General features: G+C 57.5%; 19 protein-coding genes, 1 tRNA gene and 1 pseudogene. 16 read left to right on the top strand and 5 right to left on the bottom strand.

Translation table 11 applies throughout. The annotated features are described in order from the left end of the window. Positions 1-34: 34 nt before the first annotated feature. Positions 35-346: a ribosome assembly RNA-binding protein YhbY gene (yhbY, locus tag HBN63_RS08345; protein ID WP_170049080.1), complete on the bottom strand. Its 312-nt coding sequence runs from the start codon at positions 344-346 to the stop codon at positions 35-37. Positions 347-448: 102 nt separating this feature from the next. Between yhbY and rlmE the strand changes: the two genes are divergently transcribed. The 16 genes from rlmE (at position 449) to HBN63_RS08265 (ending at position 16,639) form a co-directional block, all read left to right on the top strand. Beyond that, the gene (gene rlmE, locus HBN63_RS08340; RefSeq protein WP_090255973.1) at positions 449-1,072 is read left to right on the top strand and encodes a 23S rRNA (uridine(2552)-2'-O)-methyltransferase RlmE; all 624 of its coding nucleotides are present in this window, start codon (positions 449-451) and stop codon (positions 1,070-1,072) included. A gap of 180 nt (positions 1,073-1,252) precedes the next feature. Beyond that, positions 1,253-3,169: an ATP-dependent zinc metalloprotease FtsH gene (ftsH, locus tag HBN63_RS08335; protein WP_170049079.1), complete on the top strand. Its 1,917-nt coding sequence runs from the start codon at positions 1,253-1,255 to the stop codon at positions 3,167-3,169. An 8-nt stretch (positions 3,170-3,177) separates the two neighbouring features. Beyond that, positions 3,178-4,029 carry a dihydropteroate synthase gene (gene folP / locus HBN63_RS08330; RefSeq protein WP_090255975.1) on the top strand — a complete coding sequence of 284 codons (852 nt, stop codon included), beginning with the start codon at positions 3,178-3,180 and terminating at the stop codon, positions 4,027-4,029. An 18-nt stretch (positions 4,030-4,047) separates the two neighbouring features. After that, positions 4,048-5,385: a phosphoglucosamine mutase gene (gene glmM / locus HBN63_RS08325; RefSeq protein ID WP_090255976.1), complete on the top strand. Its 1,338-nt coding sequence runs from the start codon at positions 4,048-4,050 to the stop codon at positions 5,383-5,385. 65 nt (positions 5,386-5,450) lie between these two features. Continuing rightward, positions 5,451-6,206, top strand: coding sequence for a triose-phosphate isomerase (gene tpiA / locus HBN63_RS08320; protein ID WP_170049078.1), 756 nt, complete (start codon positions 5,451-5,453; stop codon positions 6,204-6,206). 4 nt (positions 6,207-6,210) lie between these two features. Further along, complete coding sequence (gene secG / locus HBN63_RS08315; protein ID WP_090255978.1) at positions 6,211-6,594, top strand: preprotein translocase subunit SecG; 384 nt, start codon at positions 6,211-6,213, stop codon at positions 6,592-6,594. Between the two features lie 25 nt (positions 6,595-6,619). Beyond that, positions 6,620-6,705 (top strand) — tRNA-Leu (locus HBN63_RS08310). A gap of 301 nt (positions 6,706-7,006) precedes the next feature. Further along, on the top strand, positions 7,007-7,468 hold the full coding sequence (gene rimP / locus HBN63_RS08305) for a ribosome maturation factor RimP (RefSeq protein WP_090255979.1): 462 nt from the start codon (positions 7,007-7,009) through the stop codon (positions 7,466-7,468). 67 nt (positions 7,469-7,535) lie between these two features. Next, entirely contained in the window at positions 7,536-9,017 is a 1,482-nt protein-coding gene (gene nusA, locus HBN63_RS08300; RefSeq protein WP_090255980.1) for a transcription termination factor NusA, read from the top strand. Between the two features lie 27 nt (positions 9,018-9,044). Next, positions 9,045-11,540, top strand: coding sequence for a translation initiation factor IF-2 (gene infB / locus HBN63_RS08295; protein WP_170049077.1), 2,496 nt, complete (start codon positions 9,045-9,047; stop codon positions 11,538-11,540). Between the two features lie 107 nt (positions 11,541-11,647). After that, positions 11,648-12,052, top strand: a complete 405-nt coding sequence (gene rbfA / locus HBN63_RS08290) for a 30S ribosome-binding factor RbfA (RefSeq protein ID WP_090255982.1) — start codon at positions 11,648-11,650, stop codon at positions 12,050-12,052. A 4-nt stretch (positions 12,053-12,056) separates the two neighbouring features. Beyond that, positions 12,057-12,974: a tRNA pseudouridine(55) synthase TruB gene (gene truB / locus HBN63_RS08285; protein WP_170049076.1), complete on the top strand. Its 918-nt coding sequence runs from the start codon at positions 12,057-12,059 to the stop codon at positions 12,972-12,974. 155 nt (positions 12,975-13,129) lie between these two features. Then, positions 13,130-13,399 (top strand): 30S ribosomal protein S15, encoded by a 270-nt coding sequence (gene rpsO, locus HBN63_RS08280; protein WP_090255984.1) that lies wholly within the window; start codon positions 13,130-13,132, stop codon positions 13,397-13,399. A 207-nt stretch (positions 13,400-13,606) separates the two neighbouring features. Beyond that, a complete protein-coding gene (pnp, locus tag HBN63_RS08275; RefSeq protein WP_090255985.1) occupies positions 13,607-15,712 on the top strand; it encodes a polyribonucleotide nucleotidyltransferase in 2,106 nt (701 codons plus the stop codon). Positions 15,713-16,009: 297 nt separating this feature from the next. After that, entirely contained in the window at positions 16,010-16,378 is a 369-nt protein-coding gene (locus tag HBN63_RS08270) for a BON domain-containing protein (RefSeq protein WP_170049075.1), read from the top strand. Positions 16,379-16,441: 63 nt separating this feature from the next. Then, positions 16,442-16,639: a CsbD family protein gene (locus HBN63_RS08265; RefSeq protein WP_090256042.1), complete on the top strand. Its 198-nt coding sequence runs from the start codon at positions 16,442-16,444 to the stop codon at positions 16,637-16,639. 64 nt (positions 16,640-16,703) lie between these two features. On the opposite strand, the gene HBN63_RS08260 is transcribed toward HBN63_RS08265, so the two are convergent. From HBN63_RS08260 to HBN63_RS08245, 4 genes and pseudogenes are all read right to left on the bottom strand, one after another. Beyond that, a complete protein-coding gene (locus HBN63_RS08260; RefSeq protein ID WP_170049074.1) occupies positions 16,704-16,994 on the bottom strand; it encodes a DUF2845 domain-containing protein in 291 nt (96 codons plus the stop codon). Positions 16,995-17,037: 43 nt separating this feature from the next. Further along, positions 17,038-17,337, bottom strand: coding sequence for a DUF2845 domain-containing protein (locus HBN63_RS08255; protein WP_160088684.1), 300 nt, complete (start codon positions 17,335-17,337; stop codon positions 17,038-17,040). Between the two features lie 3 nt (positions 17,338-17,340). Continuing rightward, positions 17,341-17,637, bottom strand: a complete 297-nt coding sequence (locus tag HBN63_RS08250) for a DUF2845 domain-containing protein (protein WP_167147759.1) — start codon at positions 17,635-17,637, stop codon at positions 17,341-17,343. Positions 17,638-17,649: 12 nt separating this feature from the next. Further along, positions 17,650-19,374 (bottom strand): annotated as a pseudogene (locus HBN63_RS08245) (DUF748 domain-containing protein); the annotation flags it as partial. Between the last annotated feature and the right edge of the window lie 121 nt (positions 19,375-19,495).

Genomic DNA, 19,495 nt, shown 5'->3' with positions numbered 1-19,495 from the left:
AAGGCGCTGAGCGCGCCTTGCAACGGCTGATAGATCAGCCGTGATGACGGTGAACGTTGGACAGGTTTTTGTTCACTTTCGGGTTCTTGCGGTAGATCAACGCCATTTTGCCAATCACCTGCACCAGCTCGGCTTTGCCGGTTTTGCACAGTTCATTGATGGCCGTAAGGCGATCTTCGCGCTCAGTGATGCGTAATTGCACTTTAATCAGTTCATGATCGCTCAGTGCGCGTTCCAGTTCAGTCAGCACACCTTCGGTCAGACCGTTGTCAGCCACGATCAATACAGGCTTCAAATGGTGACCGATAGATTTGAATTGTTTCTTCTGCTCTTGAGTGAGCGGCATAATCTGATTCCTGCATTTAATCTGGTAAAAAACGGCGGTTAGTTTACCCGAGCGACTTCGGGGCCGCCCAGATATTCATGCGTTGCACATTCGAGGTATTGCGTGGCCCGTTCCAAGACCAGTCAAGGTTGGCTGAAAGAGCATTTCAACGACCCCTACGTCAAAATGGCGCAGAAGGATGGCTATCGCTCGCGCGCCAGCTACAAGCTGCTGGAGATTCAGGAGAAGGATCGTATCCTGCGGCCTGGCATCACTGTAGTCGATCTGGGCGCAGCCCCGGGCGGCTGGTCGCAAGTCACCAGTCGGGTGATCGGTGACAAGGGGCGTTTGATCGCGTCAGATATCTTGGAGATGGACAGCATCCCGGATGTCACCTTTATCAAGGGCGACTTTACCGATGATGCGGTGTTCGCGCAGATTCTCGAAGCCATCGGTGATCATCCGGTAGACCTTGTGATTTCCGATATGGCCCCCAATATGAGTGGGGTAAGGGAATCGGATCAGCCGCGTGCGATGTACCTGTGCGAGTTGGCGCTGGATTTGTCGACTCGTGTATTGCGCCCGGGTGGTGATTTCCTGATCAAGATCTTCCAAGGTGAAGGTTTTGATCTTTATCACAAGCAGGTGCGTCAGCTGTTCGACAAGGTGCAGATGCGTAAGCCGTTGTCCTCACGTGACCGCTCCCGCGAGCAATATCTGCTGGCGCGAGGCTTTCGCGGTCTCTGAGGCAGCAAGGTGTTCGGCGAATTGTGCTGAGCTCTTGTAGTCTCACAACAAATAAAGGGTTACAGACGGCGCCTGCCAGGGGTGGGCGTTGTGTAGTAAGTTAGATCGGTACATAACTGGTCGTCATGCGAAGTGCGCTTCGACACGGGGCCTGCTTCAGAGGGTAGCTAATTGAACGACATGGCAAAGAATCTGGTCCTGTGGCTGATCATCGCCGCCGTCTTGGTGACGGTGATGAACAATTTTTCCAGCCCAACTGAGTCGAACAAACTCAATTATTCGCAGTTTATCCAGCAGGTTCAGGATGGCGGCGTTAAGCGAGTGACAGTTGATGGCTTCATCATTAGCGGTACCCGTACCGATGGTTCCTCGTTCGAGACCGTGCGTCCGGCGATTCAGGACAATGGCCTGATTAAGGACCTGATGGACAACAACGTCGAGATCGTCGGCAAGCAGCCTGAGCAGCAGAGCATCTGGACTCAGCTGCTGGTCGCCAGCTTCCCGATTCTGGTGATCATCGCCGTGTTCATGTTCTTTATGCGCCAGATGCAAGGTGGCGCGGGCGGTAAAGGCGGGCCGATGAGTTTCGGTAAGAGCAAGGCGCGCCTGCTCTCGGAAGATCAGGTCAAAACCACCTTCGCTGACGTCGCCGGTTGCGACGAGGCCAAGGAAGAAGTCGGCGAGCTGGTTGAATTCCTGCGTGATCCGGGCAAATTCCAGCGTCTGGGTGGGCGTATTCCGCGCGGCGTGTTGATGGTTGGCTCGCCAGGTACCGGTAAGACACTGCTGGCCAAGGCGGTTGCTGGCGAAGCCAAAGTGCCGTTCTTCACCATTTCTGGTTCGGACTTCGTGGAAATGTTTGTTGGTGTCGGTGCATCCCGTGTGCGTGACATGTTCGAGCAAGCCAAGAAGCACGCGCCGTGCATCATCTTTATCGACGAGATCGACGCTGTGGGTCGCCATCGTGGTGCTGGTATGGGCGGCGGTCACGACGAGCGTGAACAGACCCTCAACCAGTTGCTGGTAGAGATGGATGGCTTCGAAATGAACGATGGCATCATCGTTATCGCTGCTACCAACCGCCCTGACGTGCTCGACCCAGCCTTGCTGCGTCCGGGTCGTTTTGACCGTCAGGTCGTGGTGGGTCTGCCGGACATCCGTGGTCGCGAGCAGATTCTCAAAGTGCATATGCGCAAAGTGCCAATGGGCGAAGACGTTGCGCCAGCCGTCATTGCGCGTGGTACGCCGGGCTTCTCCGGTGCCGACCTGGCGAATCTGGTCAACGAGGCATCGCTGTTCGCTGCCCGTGCCGGTAAGCGTGTGGTCGAGATGAAAGAGTTTGAGCTGGCCAAAGACAAGATCATGATGGGCGCCGAGCGCAAAACCATGGTCATGTCGGACAAAGAAAAGCTCAATACCGCCTTCCACGAAGCTGGTCACGCGATTGTCGGGCGGTTGGTGCCTGAGCATGATCCGGTCTACAAGGTGTCGATCATTCCGCGCGGTCGCGCCTTGGGTGTGACAATGTTCCTGCCCGAGGAAGACCGTTACAGCCTTAGCAAGCGTGCGCTGACCAGTCAGATCTGCTCGCTGTTCGGTGGCCGTATCGCCGAAGAAATGACTCTAGGCTTCGATGGCGTCACCACTGGTGCGTCCAATGACATCATGCGCGCCACCCAGTTGGCCAAGAACATGGTCACCAAATGGGGCTTGTCGGAAAAGCTCGGCCCGCTGATGTATGCGGAAGAAGAGGGTGAGGTTTTCCTTGGTCGTAGCATGGGCAGTAATCAGAGCAACGTCTCTGCCGACACCGCCAAATTGATCGATCAGGAAGTACGCAGCATCATTGATGAGTGCTACGGCACCGCCAAGCGCCTGTTGCAGGAAAACCGCGACAAGCTCGATGCAATGGCCGAAGCGTTGATGAAGTACGAAACCATTGATGCCGAGCAGATCGAAGACATTATGAATGGTCTCGCGCCGCGTGAGCCGAAAGGCTGGCAGGGCGGTGACGACAACAACGGCACGCCGACTGCGCCAGTTGAAGTCGCAGAGTCCACAGAGAAGCCAATTGGTGGTCCAGCCGCCGAGCTATAAGGTTTTCCATGTCTGTTGCGCCAACCTTCGACCGGCTCCCCTGTGGCAGCCGGTTTCTTGATTTAAGCCGTCCGCAAGTGATGGGCATCCTCAACGTCACTCCTGACTCCTTCTCCGATGGTGGGCGCTATGGCCAGCGTGATGCTGCTTTGCGTCATGCCGAGGCGATGCTTAAGGCGGGGGCGACACTGATTGATGTGGGTGGTGAGTCGACGCGCCCTGGCGCTCGTGCGGTTTCTCCCGTTGAGGAGCTGGAGCGGGTTGCGCCCGTCGTTGAGGCCATTGCCCGCGAGCTGGATGTGATCATTTCGGTGGACACCTCAACGCCAGCAGTCATTCGCGAAACTGCGCGGCTGGGTGCTGGGTTGATCAATGACGTGCGTTCATTGCAGCGCGATGGTGCGCTGGATGCGGCGGCGGATAGCGGTTTGCCGGTGTGCCTGATGCATATGCGCGGTGAGCCCACCACTATGCAGCAGAACCCTCAATACCCTGATGTCGTGGCAGAAGTGCGCGAGTTTCTGCTTGAGCGGCTGACGGCCTGCGCAGCGGTTGGGGTTGGGGCTGAGCGCGTCATTCTTGATCCGGGTTTTGGTTTTGCGAAAACCCTGGAGCACAATCTGTCGCTATTCAAGCACCTGCAGGCGCTACATGCGCTGGGTCGGCCTTTGCTGGTCGGGGTGTCGCGCAAGAGTATGATCGGCAAGGTGCTAGGGCATGAAGTGGGCGAGCGCCTATATGGCAGTCTGGCCTTGGCTGCGTTGGCGCTGAGCAAGGGCGCGCACATCCTGCGAGTGCACGATGTGGCGCAAACAGTTGATGTGGTAAGGATGATCGCCGCGGTTGAAGCGGCCGAATAAGTTAGAAGGAATTGTGGGATGGGTAGAAAATATTTTGGTACTGACGGTATTCGTGGGCGTGTCGGTGACTTCCCTATAACCCCGGAATTCATGCTCAAGCTCGGCTGGGCAGCCGGGATGGCATTTCGCAAGCAGGGCAAGTGCCGCATTTTGATCGGCAAGGACACGCGCATCTCCGGTTATATGTTCGAGTCTGCCTTGGAGGCTGGTTTGTCCGCGGCCGGCGCGGATGTGATGCTGCTCGGCCCGATGCCGACGCCAGCAATTGCCTACTTGACCCGTACTTTCCATGCCGAGGCCGGAATCGTTATCAGTGCCTCGCACAATCCCCATCATGACAACGGCATCAAGTTCTTCTCCGGGCAGGGCACCAAGCTGCCGGACGAAATTGAGCTGATGATCGAAGAGTTGCTTGATCAGCCGATGACGGTGGTCGAGTCCGAGCAGCTGGGCAAGGTCTCGCGAATCAACGATGCCGCCGGGCGCTATATCGAATTCTGTAAGAGCAGTGTGCCGAGCAGTACCGACTTCGCCGGGCTGAAGATCGTCGTCGATTGTGCCCATGGTGCGGCGTACAAGGTTGCACCTAGCGTATTCCGTGAGTTGGGGGCGCAGGTCACTGTGCTTTCAGCCCAGCCCAATGGCTTGAATATCAATGATAACTGCGGCTCGACCCACGTCGAGGCCTTGCAGGCCGAAGTGCTGGCGCAGCAGGCTGATCTGGGCATCGCCTTTGATGGCGATGCGGACCGTGTGTTAATGGTCGATCACTCAGGCGCTGTAGTTGATGGGGATGAGCTGCTGTTTATCATCGCTCGCGATCTGCTGGAGCGCGGCAAGCTGCAGGGCGGCGTCGTCGGTACGCTGATGAGTAACCTCGGGTTGGAGCTGGCTTTGGCTGATCTGGGCATTCCGTTTGTGCGGGCCAAGGTCGGTGACCGCTACGTGATTGCCGAGTTGCTGTCGCGCAACTGGCAGTTGGGTGGTGAGAACTCGGGGCATCTGGTGTGTTTCCAGCACACCACGACTGGTGATGCAATTATCGCTGCGCTGCAGGTGTTGATGGCTCTTAAGCGCCGTGAGCAAACATTGGGCGAGGCGCGTTTGGGTATGCAGAAGTGTCCGCAGGTGCTGGTGAACGTACGCTTTGCTGGTGGTGTTGATCCGTTGGAGCATCCGGCTGTGCAGCAGGCCAGTGCGCGGGTAACCGAGCAGATGGCCGGTCGTGGGCGGGTGTTGCTGCGTAAATCCGGCACCGAGCCGTTGGTGCGAGTTATGGTTGAAGGTGATGACGAAGGCCAAGTGCGCGGCTATGCCGATGAATTGGCTAAAGTTGTTGCGGATGTATGTGCTTGATTCGGCTTGCCAGTCTGGTAGCTGTTGGGTAACATCTGCGCCCTCTTTGACCGACGAGGTAAAGCATGCGTCGCCCAATGGTTGCTGGTAACTGGAAAATGCACGGTACCCGCGCCAGCGTCGTAGAGCTGATCAACGGTCTCAATCAGCAGGCGTTGCCTGCTGGTGTAGATGTAGCGGTCTTTCCCTCTTGTTTGCATCTTGGCCAGGTGGTTGATGGTTTGGCAGGCAAGGCTGTTGCGGTAGGTGCGCAAGATTGCGCAACCGAAGCGCAGCAAGGTGCTTTGACTGGTGAAGTGGCGGCAAGTCAGTTGCATGACGCGCGCTGTTCGCTGGTGCTGGTCGGTCACTCCGAGCGTAGGTTGCTGCTGGGTGAGAGTGATGAAGTTGTGACGCGCAAATTTGCTGCGGCGCAGTCTTCGGGTTTGCTCCCAGTGCTGTGTGTCGGTGAGACCCTTGCTCAGCGTGAGGCGGGCCAGACGCTTGAAGTGGTTGCGGCGCAGTTGTCTGCCGTGATTGATGCTTTAGGTGTGGAAGTGTTTTCCGCTGCGGTCATCGCGTATGAGCCGGTTTGGGCTATTGGCACTGGCTTGACTGCATCGCCTGCGCAAGCGCAGGAAGTGCATGCTGCGATTCGTGCGCAGTTGGCGGCGAAAAGTCCTGAGTTGGCTGGCAAGGTAAGAATTCTTTATGGTGGCAGCGTCAAGGCCGCCAGTGCTGCCGAGTTGTTCGGTATGCCGGATATCGATGGGGGGCTTGTAGGTGGAGCCTCTCTGAATGCGGATGAGTTCGGTGCGATTTGTCGCGCCGCAGGAAGCTAAAGAAATGCTGGAAACAGTTATCGTTGTTCTTCATCTGCTGGGCGCCATCGGTGTTGTTGCGCTGGTTTTGTTGCAGCAGGGTAAAGGCGCAGATGCAGGTGCCTCGTTCGGTGCGGGTGCTTCTTCTACCGTATTCGGTAGCCAAGGAAGTACTACCTTTCTGAGTCGAGTTACTGCTATACTTGCCGCCGGTTTTTTCATGACTAGCTTGGGTTTAGCGTTCTTTGCTAAAGACAAAGCTGATGGCATGGCTCAGGTTGGTTTGCCTGATCCAGCAGTCCTGGAAGTGCAGCAGGCTAAGCCGGCTGTTGAAGATGTACCTGTTCTTGATGCAGCTAAGCCGGCAGTTGAAGCGGCGGACGTACCTCAGGCTCCAGAGCAGCAGTAATAGGTTGTATGCAGTAAACGATTTTGCCGAGGTGGTGGAATTGGTAGACACGCTACCTTGAGGTGGTAGTGGCCATAGGCTGTAGGGGTTCGAGTCCCCTTCTCGGTACCATTTTTCAGGAAGGCCCGCTTGATGCGGGTCTTTTTGTTGCTGGAGTGTCGATTGACCCTGTGCAGGGTTAGGTCGTATAATCCGGCCCCAGCTTTGATGTGGGAATGAGCAGCAAAGTCGCTCCTCGGATGTTAAGTCCGAAGCTGGCTGGGTTAAACCAGCCCCCGCATTGAGTTGCAGAGGAGCCCCTTTCAAGGGGCTTTTTGCTAGCTGGATGACAGCTTTACCGGCCTTTAGAGGGCGGTTCGATGATGGGCGATTCGCCCATTTTTTATTTCTACAGCATGCGCGAGGGGTTCAGGTGTCGAGCAAGCTAGAACAGTTGCAGGCCTTGGTGGCCCCGGTAGTCGAGGCCCTTGGCTACCAATGTTGGGGTGTCGAGTTCCTGTCACAAGGGCGGCATTCTCTGCTGCGAATTTATATTGATAAACAGCCTGACGGCGTGTTGATCGAGGACTGTGAAATTGTCAGTCGGCAGATCAGTGGCGTGCTCGATGTCGAGGACCCGATCAGCGCTGAGTACACCCTTGAGGTGTCCTCGCCAGGTATGGATCGGCCGCTGTTCACACTTGAACAGTTCGCCAGCCATGCCGGTGAGCAAGTAAAGATCAAGCTGCGGTCACCTTTTGAAGGTCGACGCAATTTTCAGGGCCTTCTACGCGGTGTGGAAGAGCAGGACGTGGTGGTGCAGGTGGATGACCATGAATTCCTGTTGCCGATCGACATGATCGACAAGGCCAACATTATCCCCAGGTTTGATTGAGACGCGGATCCCGCGCAAGTGGCGCGGATAGCGCGGATCCAATGGATTGCGAAAGGCGAGGCGTACGATGAGCAAAGAAGTACTGCTGGTTGTTGAGTCGGTATCCAACGAAAAGGGTGTACCGGCGAGCGTAATTTTTGAAGCGCTGGAGCTGGCTTTAGCCACTGCTACCAAAAAGCGTTTTGAAGACGAAGTGGAGTTGCGTGTGGCGATCAATCGTCAGACTGGCAACTACGAAACATTCCGCTGCTGGACAGTGGTTGAAGAAAGTGACTTTGATGATCCTGCACACCAGGTCACCACGGACATGCCGCGTGCAGTCGAAGCCAACGCCAAAGTTGGTGACGTGCTGGAAGAGAAGATCGAGTCCATCGAGTTCGGTCGTATTGCCGCGCAAACCGCCAAGCAAGTGATTGTGCAGAAAGTCCGCGAAGCTGAGCGCGCTCAGGTGGTCGAGGCTTACCGCGAGCGCCTGGGTGAAATCATCTCCGGCACCGTGAAGAAAGTCACCCGTGACAGCGTGATCGTTGACTTGGGTAACAACGCCGAAGCCATGTTGGCGCGCGAAGACATCATCTCCCGCGAGACTTTCCGTGTTGGTGTGCGCCTGCGTGCTCTGCTCAAGGAAATTCGCACCGAGAACCGCGGTCCGCAGTTGATCCTTTCGCGTACCGCCCCGGAAATGCTCATCGAGCTGTTCCGTATTGAGGTGCCGGAAATTGCCGAAGAGCTGATCGAAGTCATGGGCGCGTCCCGTGATCCGGGTTCGCGCGCCAAGTTGGCTGTGCGTTCCAAAGACAAGCGTATCGACCCGCAGGGTGCCTGTATCGGCATGCGTGGTTCTCGCGTGCAGGCGGTTTCCGGCGAGTTGGCTGGCGAGCGTGTAGACATCGTGCTGTGGGATGACAATCCCGCGCAGTTCGTGATCAACGCCATGTCGCCGGCCGAGGTTGCAGCCATCATCGTTGACGAAGATGCCCATGCCATGGACATCGCTGTTGGCGCAGACAACCTTGCTCAGGCCATTGGCCGTGGCGGTCAAAACGTACGTTTGGCCAGTCAGTTGACTGGCTGGACCCTGAACGTGATGACCGAGGCGGACATTCAGGCCAAGCAGCAAGCAGAAACAGGCGACATCCTGCAGCGCTTTATCGATGAGCTGGAAGTCGACGAAGAACTGGCCCAGGTGTTGGTCGAAGAGGGCTTCACCAGCCTTGAAGAAATTGCCTATGTGCCGATGGAAGAGATGCTCAGCATCGATGGTTTTGACGAGGATATCGTCAATGAGCTCCGTGCTCGCGCCAAAGATCGCCTGCTGACCAAAGCCATCGCGAACGAGGAAAAGCTGGCAGATGCCCACCCAGCCGAAGACTTGCTCTCGCTTGAGGGGATGGATAAGGCGCTTGCGCATGAACTGGCAGTGCGCGGCGTTGTTAACCGCGAAGACCTGGCCGAGCAGTCTATTGATGACCTGCTCGACATCGACGGTATCGACGCTGAGCGAGCCGGCAAGTTGATCATGGCCGCCCGAGCCCATTGGTTCGAGTAAGCAGTTGCGGCCTGAGGAGAGAAATGCATGACGCAAGTCACGGTTAAAGAACTGGCCCAAGTGGTCAATACACCGGTTGAACGCCTGCTGCAGCAGATGAGTGAGGCAGGTTTGCCACACAAAAGTGCTGATCAAGCAGTCACTGACAGTGAGAAACAGGCCCTGTTGGCCCATCTCAAGAGCAGTCACGGCGACAGCAAAACAGAAGAGCCGCGCAAAATTACTTTGCAGCGCAAAACTACCAGCACCCTGCGGGTTGCTGGCAGTAAGACCATCAGTGTTGAAGTGCGCAAGAAGAAGACCTTCGTCAAACGCAGTGCTGAAGAGATCGAAGCTGAGAAGCAGCGTGAGCTGGCTGAACAGCGCGCTGTAGCTGATGCTGCCAAGGCTAAGGCTGATGAAGAAGCCAAGCGTCGCGCCGCAGAAGAAGCGCAGCGCCCGGCCTCTGCGCCAGTTGCTGGCGAAGCAGTGGTTGAATCCGCTCCGGCTGTAGCGGTTGAGCTGCCGGTAATGGCTGCTCCTGCAGCAGACGAGCGCAAGAAAGATGAACCGCGTCGTCCAGATAAAGCGCGCAATGATGATGCCGATCGTCGTGGTGGTGAGCGCAAGACCACCCAGCATCGTCCGAGCGTCAAGGAGAAGGCTCCGGCGCCACGTGTTGCTCCGCGCACCATCGACGAAGAAAGCGACAGCTTCCGTCGTGGCGGTCGTGGCAAGGCCAAGCTGAAGAAGCGTAATGCTCACGGCTTCCAGAGCCCGACAGGCCCGATCGTGCGTGAAGTGAAGATTGGCGAGACCATCACTGTGGGCGATCTGGCTCAGCAGATGTCGGTCAAAGCCGCTGAAATCATCAAGTTCATGTTCAAGCTGGGTACCCCTGCGACCATCAACCAGGTGCTGGATCAGGAAACTGCCCAGTTGGTTGCTGAAGAGCTGGGTCACAAAGTTACCCTGGTCAGCGACACCGCCCTGGAAGACTCCCTGGCTGAGTCGCTGAAGTTCGAAGGCGAGACCTTTGCTCGTGCGCCGGTTGTGACCGTAATGGGTCACGTTGACCACGGTAAAACTTCGCTGCTCGACTACATTCGTCGCGCCAAGGTGGCGGCTGGCGAAGCTGGCGGTATCACCCAGCACATCGGTGCCTACCACGTAGAAACCGAGCGTGGCATGGTCACCTTCCTCGACACCCCTGGTCACGCCGCGTTTACCGCCATGCGTGCCCGTGGTGCCAAGGCGACCGACATCGTCATCCTCGTGGTGGCTGCGGACGACGGCGTGATGCCGCAGACCATTGAAGCCGTTCAGCATGCACAGGCAGCTGGCGTGCCGCTGGTGGTTGCAGTGAACAAGATCGACAAGCCGGGCGCTGACCTTGATCGCATTCGTAGCGAGCTGTCTGTGCACGGTGTGACCTCGGAAGAGTGGGGCGGTGATACGCCGTTCGTTCCTGTATCGGCGAAAGTCGGTACCGGTGTCGACGAACTGCTCGAAGCCGTACTGCTGCAAGCCGAGATCCTCGAGCTGAAAGCCACTCCGTCGGCCCCAGGTCGTGGTGTTGTGGTTGAATCGCGTCTGGATAAAGGCCGCGGTCCGGTTGCGACCGTACTGGTTCAGGACGGTACTCTGCGCCAAGGCGATATGGTGCTGATCGGTTCCAACTACGGCCGTATCCGCGCCATGCTCGACGAGAACGGCAAGCCGATCAAAGAAGCGGGCCCGTCGATTCCAGTCGAGATTCTCGGCTTGGACGGCACCCCGGATGCTGGCGACGACATGAGCGTGCTGGCTGACGAGAAGAAGGCACGCGAAGTCGCTCTGTTCCGTCAAGGCAAGTTCCGCGAAGTGAAGCTGGCCCGTGCTCACGCCGGCAAGCTGGAAAACATCTTCGAGAACATGGGCCAGGAAGAGAAGAAGACGCTCAACATCGTCCTCAAATCCGACGTCCGTGGTTCGTTGGAAGCGCTGCAAGGCTCGCTCAGCGGCCTGGGTAACGATGAAGTGCAGGTGCGTGTGGTCGGTGGCGGCGTCGGTGGTATCACCGAGTCCGATGCCAACCTGGCGCTGGCCTCCAACGCTGTACTGTTCGGTTTCAACGTGCGTGCTGATGCCGGCGCGCGCAAGATCGTCGAGCAGGAAGGTCTGGATATGCGTTACTACAACGTGATCTACGACATCATCGAAGACGTTAAGAAGGCCCTGACCGGCATGCTCGGCAGCGATGTTCGCGAGAATATCCTGGGTATTGCCGAAGTGCGTGACGTGTTCCGTTCGCCGAAATTCGGTGCGATTGCCGGTTGTATGGTGGTTGAAGGTACGGTCTACCGTAACCGTCCAATCCGTGTACTGCGTGACGACGTGGTGATCTTCGAAGGCGAGTTGGAATCCCTGCGTCGCTTCAAAGACGATGCCTCCGAAGTGCGTAATGGCATGGAGTGCGGTATCGGCGTGAAGAGCTACAACGACGTTAAGGTCGGCGACAAGATCGAAGTGTTCGAGAAAGTCCAAGTGGCTCGTAGCCTGTAAGCACGAGTCGCAACACGCAGCGCCCGGCCCCGCATTTGCGCGGCCGGGCGTTTGCCGCTTTTAGGTCCGCTGCTTTCAGGCAGCGCGACGAGTGAAGGTAGTAAGAAATGGCCAAAGAATTTAGCCGGGCTCAGCGCATCGGCGACCAGATACAGCGCGAATTGGCGCAGTTGATCCGCCTTGAAGTCAAAGACCCGCGTCTTGGCGGCCTGGTGACCATCACTGCGGTGGAAGTCAGCCGCGACTCCAGCCACGCCAAGGTGTTTGTCACCATCATGGGTGGTGAGCCTGAAGAGGGTGTCGATCCCGTCGTGCAAAGCATCAAGGTGCTCAACGATGCCAGCGGCTTCCTGCGCATGCAGCTGGGCAAGGCAATGAAGCTGCGCAGCGTGCCGAACCTGCGTTTCCATTACGACGAAAGCGTGATTCGCGGTGCGCAGTTGTCGGCATTGATCGAGCGCGCGGTCAGTGAAGACCGCCAGCACGAAGATGAACCCGAGGCCAAGGAGTAAGCGCGTGGCCCAGGTCAAACGTATTCGTCGTGCCGTCGATGGCATCATCCTGCTGGATAAGCCCAAGGGCTTCAGCTCCAACGCCGCGCTGCAGAAGGTGCGCTGGTTGCTGAATGCTGAAAAGGCTGGGCACACCGGTAGCCTCGATCCCCTGGCCACTGGCGTACTGCCGTTGTGCTTCGGCGAGGCGACCAAATTCTCCCAGTACTTGTTGGATGCCGACAAAGGCTACGAAACCCTGATGCAACTGGGCGTCACCACCACCACGGCTGATGCCGAAGGTGAGGTGCTACAGCGTCGCCCAGTGACCGTTGGTCGCGCCGATATTGAAGCGGCGCTACCCGGCTTTCGTGGTGAAATCAGCCAGATACCGCCGATGTACTCGGCGCTCAAGCGTGACGGGCAGCCCCTTTACAAGTTGGCCCGTGCCGGTGAAGTAGTGGAGCGTGAGCCGCGTTCTGTTACTATTGCGCGCCTGGAATTACTGGACTGCGAAGCGGAGCAAGCGCGCCTGGCGGTCGATTGCAGCAAAGGCACGTATATCCGCACGCTGGTCGAAGACATTGGCCACCTGCTGGGTTGTGGTGCACATGTAGCTGAGCTGCGCAGAACCAAAGCCGGCCCGTTCGACCTAAGCCGCACCGTGACGCTCGAAGAGCTGGAGCGGGTGCATGGCGAAGGTGGTAATGAGGCCGTTGACCAGTTCCTGCAACCGGTCGACAGCGGTCTGCAACACTGGCCGCTGCTGCAGTTCTCCGAGCACAGTTCGTTCTACTGGCTGCAAGGGCAGCCGGTACGCGCCCCGGAAGCGCCGAAGTTCGGTATGGTTCGGGTGCAAGATCACAACGGTCGCTTTATCGGTATCGGTGAGGTGAGCGAAGACGGGCGCATTGCGCCGCGTCGTTTGATTCGGTCTGCATGACCGTAGCGCAGGCCTGGGGTTTCGGCTCTGGTGTGCGTGTATCGAGGGTGGCTGTTAATAGGCACGGTCATACCTCACTTAAAAACACGGGAAGCGATTCCCGGCCTATTGAAATGGTTGCTTTGCAGCCGTTTCTTAACTGAGAGGATTGCCCCATGGCACTCAGCGTTGAAGAAAAAGCCCAAATCGTAACTGACTACCAGCAAGCTGCTGGCGACACCGGTAGCCCGGAAGTGCAAGTTGCACTGCTGTCCGCCAACATCAATAAGCTGCAAGGCCACTTCAAGGCCAACGGTAAAGATCACCACAGCCGTCGTGGTCTTATCCGTATGGTTAACCAGCGTCGTAAGCTGCTGGACTACCTGAAGGGTAAGGACACCAGTCGTTACAGCGCCCTGATCGGTCGCCTGGGTCTGCGTCGCTAAGCAATGCTTACGCGTAGCTGACTGCCGAAGCTGGAAGTGGGGTTTACCCTGCTTCCAGCTTTTGCTTTTCTGCTTTGGCTGTTTTGGACGATAGCGGGTCCGATTCCCGTAACCGCCCACTCATTCTGTAAGACCCGTCTGTTCATATGCTGAACAACGGCTGCAAGAAACGCTTTCCCCAAGGGCAACAAAGAGAAGGAAAACACCGTGAACCCGGTAATCAAGAAGTTCCAGTTCGGTCAATCGACCGTTACCCTCGAGACAGGCCGTATCGCCCGTCAAGCCTCCGGCGCAGTACTGGTCACCGTTGACGACGACGTCGCCGTACTGGTCGCCGTAACCGGTGCCAAGACTGCTGACCCAAGCAAAGGCTTTTTCCCGCTGTCCGTGCACTACCAGGAAAAAACCTATGCAGCCGGCAAGATCCCCGGCGGTTTCTTCAAGCGTGAAGCCCGTCCTTCCGAGAAGGAAACCCTGACTTCGCGCCTGATCGACCGTCCGATCCGTCCGCTCTTCCCAGAAGGTTTCCAGAACGAAGTGCAGGTCATCTGCACCGTGATCTCCACCAGCAAGAAGACCGATCCGGACATCGCTGCGATGATCGGTACCTCGGCTGCGCTGGCCATCTCCGGCATCCCGTTCAACGGTCCGATCGGTGCTGCGCGCGTAGCCTTCCACCCGGAAACCGGCTACCTGCTGAACCCGACTTACGAGCAACTCAAGGCCTCCAGCCTGGACATGGTCGTAGCCGGCACTAAAGACGCCGTACTGATGGTTGAATCGGAAGCTAAAGAGCTGACCGAAGACCAGATGCTGGGCGCTGTACTGTTCGCCCATGACGAATTCCAGGTGGTGATCAACGCTGTTGCCGAGCTGGCTGCTGAAGCCGCCAAACCGACGTGGGACTGGCAGCCAAAAGCTGAGAACACTGCACTGCTGAACGCTATCCGTAGCGAGTTCGGCGAGGCGATCTCCCAGGCTTACACCATCACCGTCAAGCACGAGCGTTATGCCCGTCTGGGTGAGCTGCGCAATGAAATCGTTGCCAAGTTCTCCGGTGAAGAAGGCCAGCCTTCTGCTGCTGAAGTCAAAGACGCTTTCGGCGAAATCGAATACCGCACCGTGCGCGAGAACATCGTTAACGGCAAGCCGCGTATTGATGGCCGTGACACCCGCACTGTGCGTGGCCTGAACATCGAAGTCGGTGTACTGGACAAGACCCACGGTTCGGCACTGTTCACCCGTGGCGAAACTCAGGCTCTGGTGGTTGCCACCCTCGGTACCGCGCGCGACGCACAGCTGCTCGACACCCTGGAAGGCGAGAAGAAAGACCCCTTCATGCTGCACTACAACTTCCCGCCTTACTCGGTGGGCGAGTGTGGTCGCATGGGCGCTACCGGTCGCCGCGAAATCGGTCACGGTCGTCTGGCGCGTCGTTCGGTACAGGCGATGTTGCCTGCTGCTGACGTGTTCCCGTACACCATCCGTGTGGTTTCGGAAATCACCGAGTCCAACGGTTCCAGCTCCATGGCTTCGGTTTGCGGTGCATCCCTGGCGCTGATGGATGCCGGTGTGCCGATGAAGGCGCCGGTTGCTGGTATCGCCATGGGTCTGGTTAAAGAAGGCGAGAAATTCGCCGTTCTGACCGACATCCTCGGCGACGAAGATCATCTGGGCGACATGGACTTCAAAGTAGCCGGTACCGCCAATGGCGTTACTGCGCTGCAGATGGACATCAAGATCCAGGGCATCACCGAAGAGATCATGGAAATCGCCCTGAATCAGGCCCTGGAAGCACGCCTGAACATTCTCGGTCAGATGAACAAGATCATCGCAACCTCGCGCACCGAGTTGTCGGCTAACGCCCCAACCATGATCGCGATGAAGATCGACCAGGACAAGATTCGCGACGTGATCGGCAAAGGTGGTGCAACCATCCGCGCTATCTGCGAAGAAACCAAGGCGTCGATCGACATCGAAGACGACGGTTCGATCAAGATCTTCGGCGAAACCAAGGAAGCGGCCGAGGCTGCGCGTCAGCGCGTACTGGGCATCACCGCGGAAGCCGAGATCGGTAAGATCTACGTCGGCAAGGTTGAGCGCATCGTCGACTTCGGCGCATTCGTTAACATCTTGCCGGGCAAAGACGGTCTGGTGCACATCTCCATGCTGAGCGACGCTCGCGTTGAGAAAGTGACTGACATTCTGAAAGAAGGTCAGGAAGTTGAAGTACTGGTACTGGACGTGGACAACCGCGGCCGTATCAAGCTGTCGATCAAGGATGTAGCTGCTGCCAAGGCTTCGGGCGTTTAATCGCCGCGTTGCTAAACAGCAGAAAAGAGGGCCCTTCGGGGCCCTCTTTTTTTGCCTGTAGATAAAGCGTTTACCCTCGTCGCCTATAGAGGTCGCAGCTGTCGTGCAATATGCCTTGCTCGTTTGGCCCTAGCATGCAGATTGCACGAGGCAGGTTCATCTAATTTGTTTTTAAGCTATTGATATTTATAGATTATTTTATTTTAAGAAGGTTGGCATAGCGCTTGCGATAGTACTGGGGAGACTGCAGCTCGTAGTGGCTTGCAGATTGTTCAGTACACGCAGGAGGCATTATTTATGAAAAAGCCAATCAAGCATTTCGCAGTAACCGCCATGACCGCTACCGCGCTGGGTCTGTTGCTCGCCGGGCCGGTTATGGCTGCGGACACCCCGACCGTGCAACCAACCCTGCTGGCCGCCAGTGAGACGATGGATAAAGCAGAAGATGCGGTTTCCGACACCTGGATCACCAGTAAGGTGAAATCGACCTTCCTGGCCGACAGCAGCTTGAGTGGTATCGACATCAAGGTCGAAACCAATAAGGGCGTTGTTACGCTTTCCGGGGTTGTTGCCAGCTCTGCTGAACGTGATCTGGCCATTGCCAGGGCAGGTGAGATCAAAGGTGTGAGCGCTGTATCCGCCGAAGCGCTGAAAACCGCTCAGTAATCCATGGAAGCGTGCCAGGCGCTGCGATAGGCCTGGCAGCCACTCAACGACGAGGACAAGCAGATGAATGCTGACGTAATCAAAGGCAAGTGGAAGCAAATCAATGGTCGCATCAAGGAGCGTTGGGGCAACCTGACCGATGATGACCTGAATGTCGCCGAAGGTCATAGCGAGTACCTGGCCGGCAAGCTGCAAGAGCGTTACGGTTGGACCAAGGAAAAGGCTCAGGATGAGCTGCGCGATTTCAGCAGCAAGCTGTAATCAGGCGTAAAAAAGCCCCGCAGGCATAACCTGCGGGGCTTTTTTGTGGCTCTTATGGAAAGGCTTAGCTGCCGCGTTTACTTTCAACGCTCTTCAGGCGGCCACCTTCGAATCGCAGGTAGTAGTTCATGCCGTTACGCGGGCCATAGACCCACTCTTCGACGAGGAACTCGTTATTGCCGTGGGCATCCAGGGTGTAGCCCAGCATGTCGCGGGCAATCGGTTCGCCGCATTTGCTGGCGACCTCTGTGGTGCGGTCGCCGGTGCTGGCGATGCCCTTCTCACAGCGCAGGGTGCTGGCCTGGGCGCTGGTTGCCAGAAGCAGCAGGGAGAGGCTAAGTGCTATCCGTTGCATGGTGTAATGTCCCTATCGTTGGTTTGGTGAGTGTTAGGTGTTGCTAGTTGCCGCGTTTACTGTCGATCTTGATCAGTCGATTGCCTTGAAAGCGCAGAAATTGGTACATGCCGTTGCGCGGTCCGTATGACCATTCTTCGACCGCGACTTCATTGTAGAAACCGTATTCATCCAGCACTTCGCGGTAGCCGAGAAAGTCACGGCTCAGGGGTTCGCCGCATTTGCTGCTGACTTCACTAGTGGTGTCATCAAGGCTGACCAGCCCGCTGTCGCATCGCAGAGTCGATGAGGCCTGTGCACAGAAGGGCACAAGTAATAGCAGGGCGCTGATAAAAGCTTTCATCTATTAGCGACTACGACGGCGTTCGATGGCGCGCAGGCGCGTGCCTTCGAAGGTGAGAATACTGAGCATGCCGTTATCGGGGCCGTAGACCCATTCCTCGATCTGGTATTCGCGCCGTTCACTTGGCCCGAGCGAATAGCCGACCAGATCGCGGAAGGCTGGTTCGCCGCATTTCTGCAGCACCTCGAAGCGTCGGTCATCCAGGCTTACCAGTTGGCTGCCGCAGCGCAAGGTCTCAGCCTGAGCCAGAGACGACGCGCCCGTCAGGGCGAGGAGCAGCGTTGTAGCCAATGCACGCATATGACGGAGACCTTACTCGCTGCCGAGATGCAGGGTAGTGGCGACGCGGCCATTGGCGTCAGCCTGTGCCATGTTGACATCCAGCAGGTAAATACGTTCGTCGGCCAGGCCGCCGCGCTCGACCAGATAGCTCTTTATTTCTGCCGCTCGCGCCTGGGCCAGCTGACGCTGTAGCAGTTCACTTTGTGCCCAGGATTGCAGCACACCTTCGCGCATCTTCACGCTGCGCTCTTCGTCGGGCAGTTCGGCCCACTCGGCTGGCGGCTGCTGTTTGAGGCGGGTGCGGTAGATGCCTTCGAGCAGTACGGCTTTGTCGTCCTCATCCACCACCAGCTCACTGGCTTCGGCAGGTACATCCTCCCCACGGCGTTGCAGCATCTTGTACCAGGTGTTCTGGTATTCGCGCTCCAGGCGCGCAGCAGCCAGTGGTGGGCCGTCGCTGCTCTGCGCGCTCATGCCTTCGACTTCCAGGCGCAGGGTCGGACGCTCCTTCAGGGCGCTGGCCAGCGTGTCCAGCGCCTTCTGTGCGTCGCCGTCGAGCTCGCTGTCACCGGCATTGAAGCGCACGGTGCTGAGGTCAACTTCACTCCCGCCGCTGACCAGGCCGCCGATAAATTTGAACGGTGCCTGCGCGGCGCGCAGCACCAGGTTGCGCAGGGTTTGCCAGACGATGGGCATAACGCTGAACTGCGGGCTGTTGAGGTCGCCCTGCACGGGCAGCTGGATGCTGATATTGCCGTCGGTGTCTTTGAGCAGGGCAATGGCCAGGCGGATTGGCAGGTCCATGGCGTCCTTGCTGTCGACTTTTTCGCCCAGCTGCAGGTCTTCCAGCAGCAGTTTGTTTTCGGCGTTGAGCTGGCCTTTCTCGATCTGGTAATGCAGGTCGAGGTTGAGGCGGCCCTTGCGGATGCGGAAGCCGGCGAACTTGCCGGAGTAGGGCGTGAGGGTGGTCAGTTCGACATTCTTGAAGCTGGTGGCGATATCCAGGCTGTTCATCGGGTCGAACGGCGTCAGCTTGCCTTTGATGCTGACGGGCGCGTACTTGTCGACCTTGCCCTGAATATCGACGCTGGCGGTTTTCGGACTCTGGTTGTCGAGTGTGCCGATCTTGCCGTTGAGTTGCTGAATGGCCGTGGCGAAGTTAGGCGTCAGGCTGAAGTCGGCAAAGTTCGCCGAACCGTCCTTGATGCTGATACCGCCGATGCGCATCGGCAGCGGTTTACTCGCTGCAGCGGGTTTGGCGTTGGCCTCTGCCGGCTGTGGAATCATCAGATCGCTGATATTGGTGGTCAGGTCTTCATTGATGATAAAGCGCACATAAGGCTGCTGCAGTTTGATCTGCCCGATCACCAGGCCCTTGCCGTGTTGATAGTCGATTCCTTCCACCAGCACTTGCTGCCATTTGAGGAAGTCGCGGTCCTTTAGCGTGTCGAGAGTATGCAGCTGGTTGATCTCGGCTTGCCCGCCAATACTGAAGGCCAGCGGTTCCACGCTCTGCAGATCAACCGCCAGGTCGCTACCGAGCTTACCGCTGCGCAGTTCCAGACGCACGAAGGGGCTCAGGTAGGTCTGCGCCAGGCGCAGGTCGATATCGCGGGTGGCAACCTGCAGCTTGGCCGTGGTCGGGGTCAGTTGCACCTGGCCGTCGGCCTTGATCTGCCCGGTCTTGTTCACTCCTGTGTCGAGCTTGAGGCCGAAGGGTGAAGTGCCCAGGCTGTCAAAGTCGCTTAGGGAAACTCTGAAGAAGACTTCCTGATTTTGGCAAAATGCCCGGATTCCACCCGCCGAGTTTTCCAATGAAGCAGATGACCTTCGCCGACGCCGAGTATGCCGGTAAGCGCAAACAGACCCGCAAAGA

This window comes from Pseudomonas sp. WS 5011, assembly GCF_012985775.1.
Lineage (GTDB): Bacteria > Pseudomonadota > Gammaproteobacteria > Pseudomonadales > Pseudomonadaceae > Aquipseudomonas > Aquipseudomonas peli.
This window is presented reverse-complemented; position numbering and strand designations above follow the sequence as displayed.

Bases quoted from the DNA above. Each gene is read 5' to 3' on its own strand.
- infB (WP_170049077.1), top strand. From the start codon at position 9,045: ATGACGCAAGTCACGGTTAAAGAACTGGCCCAAGTGGTCAATACACCG.
- rbfA (WP_090255982.1), top strand. From the start codon at position 11,648: ATGGCCAAAGAATTTAGCCGGGCTCAGCGCATCGGCGACCAGATACAG.
- nusA (WP_090255980.1), top strand. From the start codon at position 7,536: ATGAGCAAAGAAGTACTGCTGGTTGTTGAGTCGGTATCCAACGAAAAG.
- HBN63_RS08270 (WP_170049075.1), top strand. From the start codon at position 16,010: ATGAAAAAGCCAATCAAGCATTTCGCAGTAACCGCCATGACCGCTACC.
- HBN63_RS08250 (WP_167147759.1), bottom strand. From the start codon at position 17,637: ATGCGTGCATTGGCTACAACGCTGCTCCTCGCCCTGACGGGCGCGTCG.
- ftsH (WP_170049079.1), top strand. From the start codon at position 1,253: ATGGCAAAGAATCTGGTCCTGTGGCTGATCATCGCCGCCGTCTTGGTG.
- yhbY (WP_170049080.1), bottom strand. From the start codon at position 346: ATGCCGCTCACTCAAGAGCAGAAGAAACAATTCAAATCTATCGGTCAC.
- rpsO (WP_090255984.1), top strand. From the start codon at position 13,130: ATGGCACTCAGCGTTGAAGAAAAAGCCCAAATCGTAACTGACTACCAG.
- folP (WP_090255975.1), top strand. From the start codon at position 3,178: ATGTCTGTTGCGCCAACCTTCGACCGGCTCCCCTGTGGCAGCCGGTTT.
- secG (WP_090255978.1), top strand. From the start codon at position 6,211: ATGCTGGAAACAGTTATCGTTGTTCTTCATCTGCTGGGCGCCATCGGT.
- HBN63_RS08255 (WP_160088684.1), bottom strand. From the start codon at position 17,337: ATGAAAGCTTTTATCAGCGCCCTGCTATTACTTGTGCCCTTCTGTGCA.
- HBN63_RS08265 (WP_090256042.1), top strand. From the start codon at position 16,442: ATGAATGCTGACGTAATCAAAGGCAAGTGGAAGCAAATCAATGGTCGC.
- HBN63_RS08260 (WP_170049074.1), bottom strand. From the start codon at position 16,994: ATGCAACGGATAGCACTTAGCCTCTCCCTGCTGCTTCTGGCAACCAGC.
- tpiA (WP_170049078.1), top strand. From the start codon at position 5,451: ATGCGTCGCCCAATGGTTGCTGGTAACTGGAAAATGCACGGTACCCGC.
- glmM (WP_090255976.1), top strand. From the start codon at position 4,048: ATGGGTAGAAAATATTTTGGTACTGACGGTATTCGTGGGCGTGTCGGT.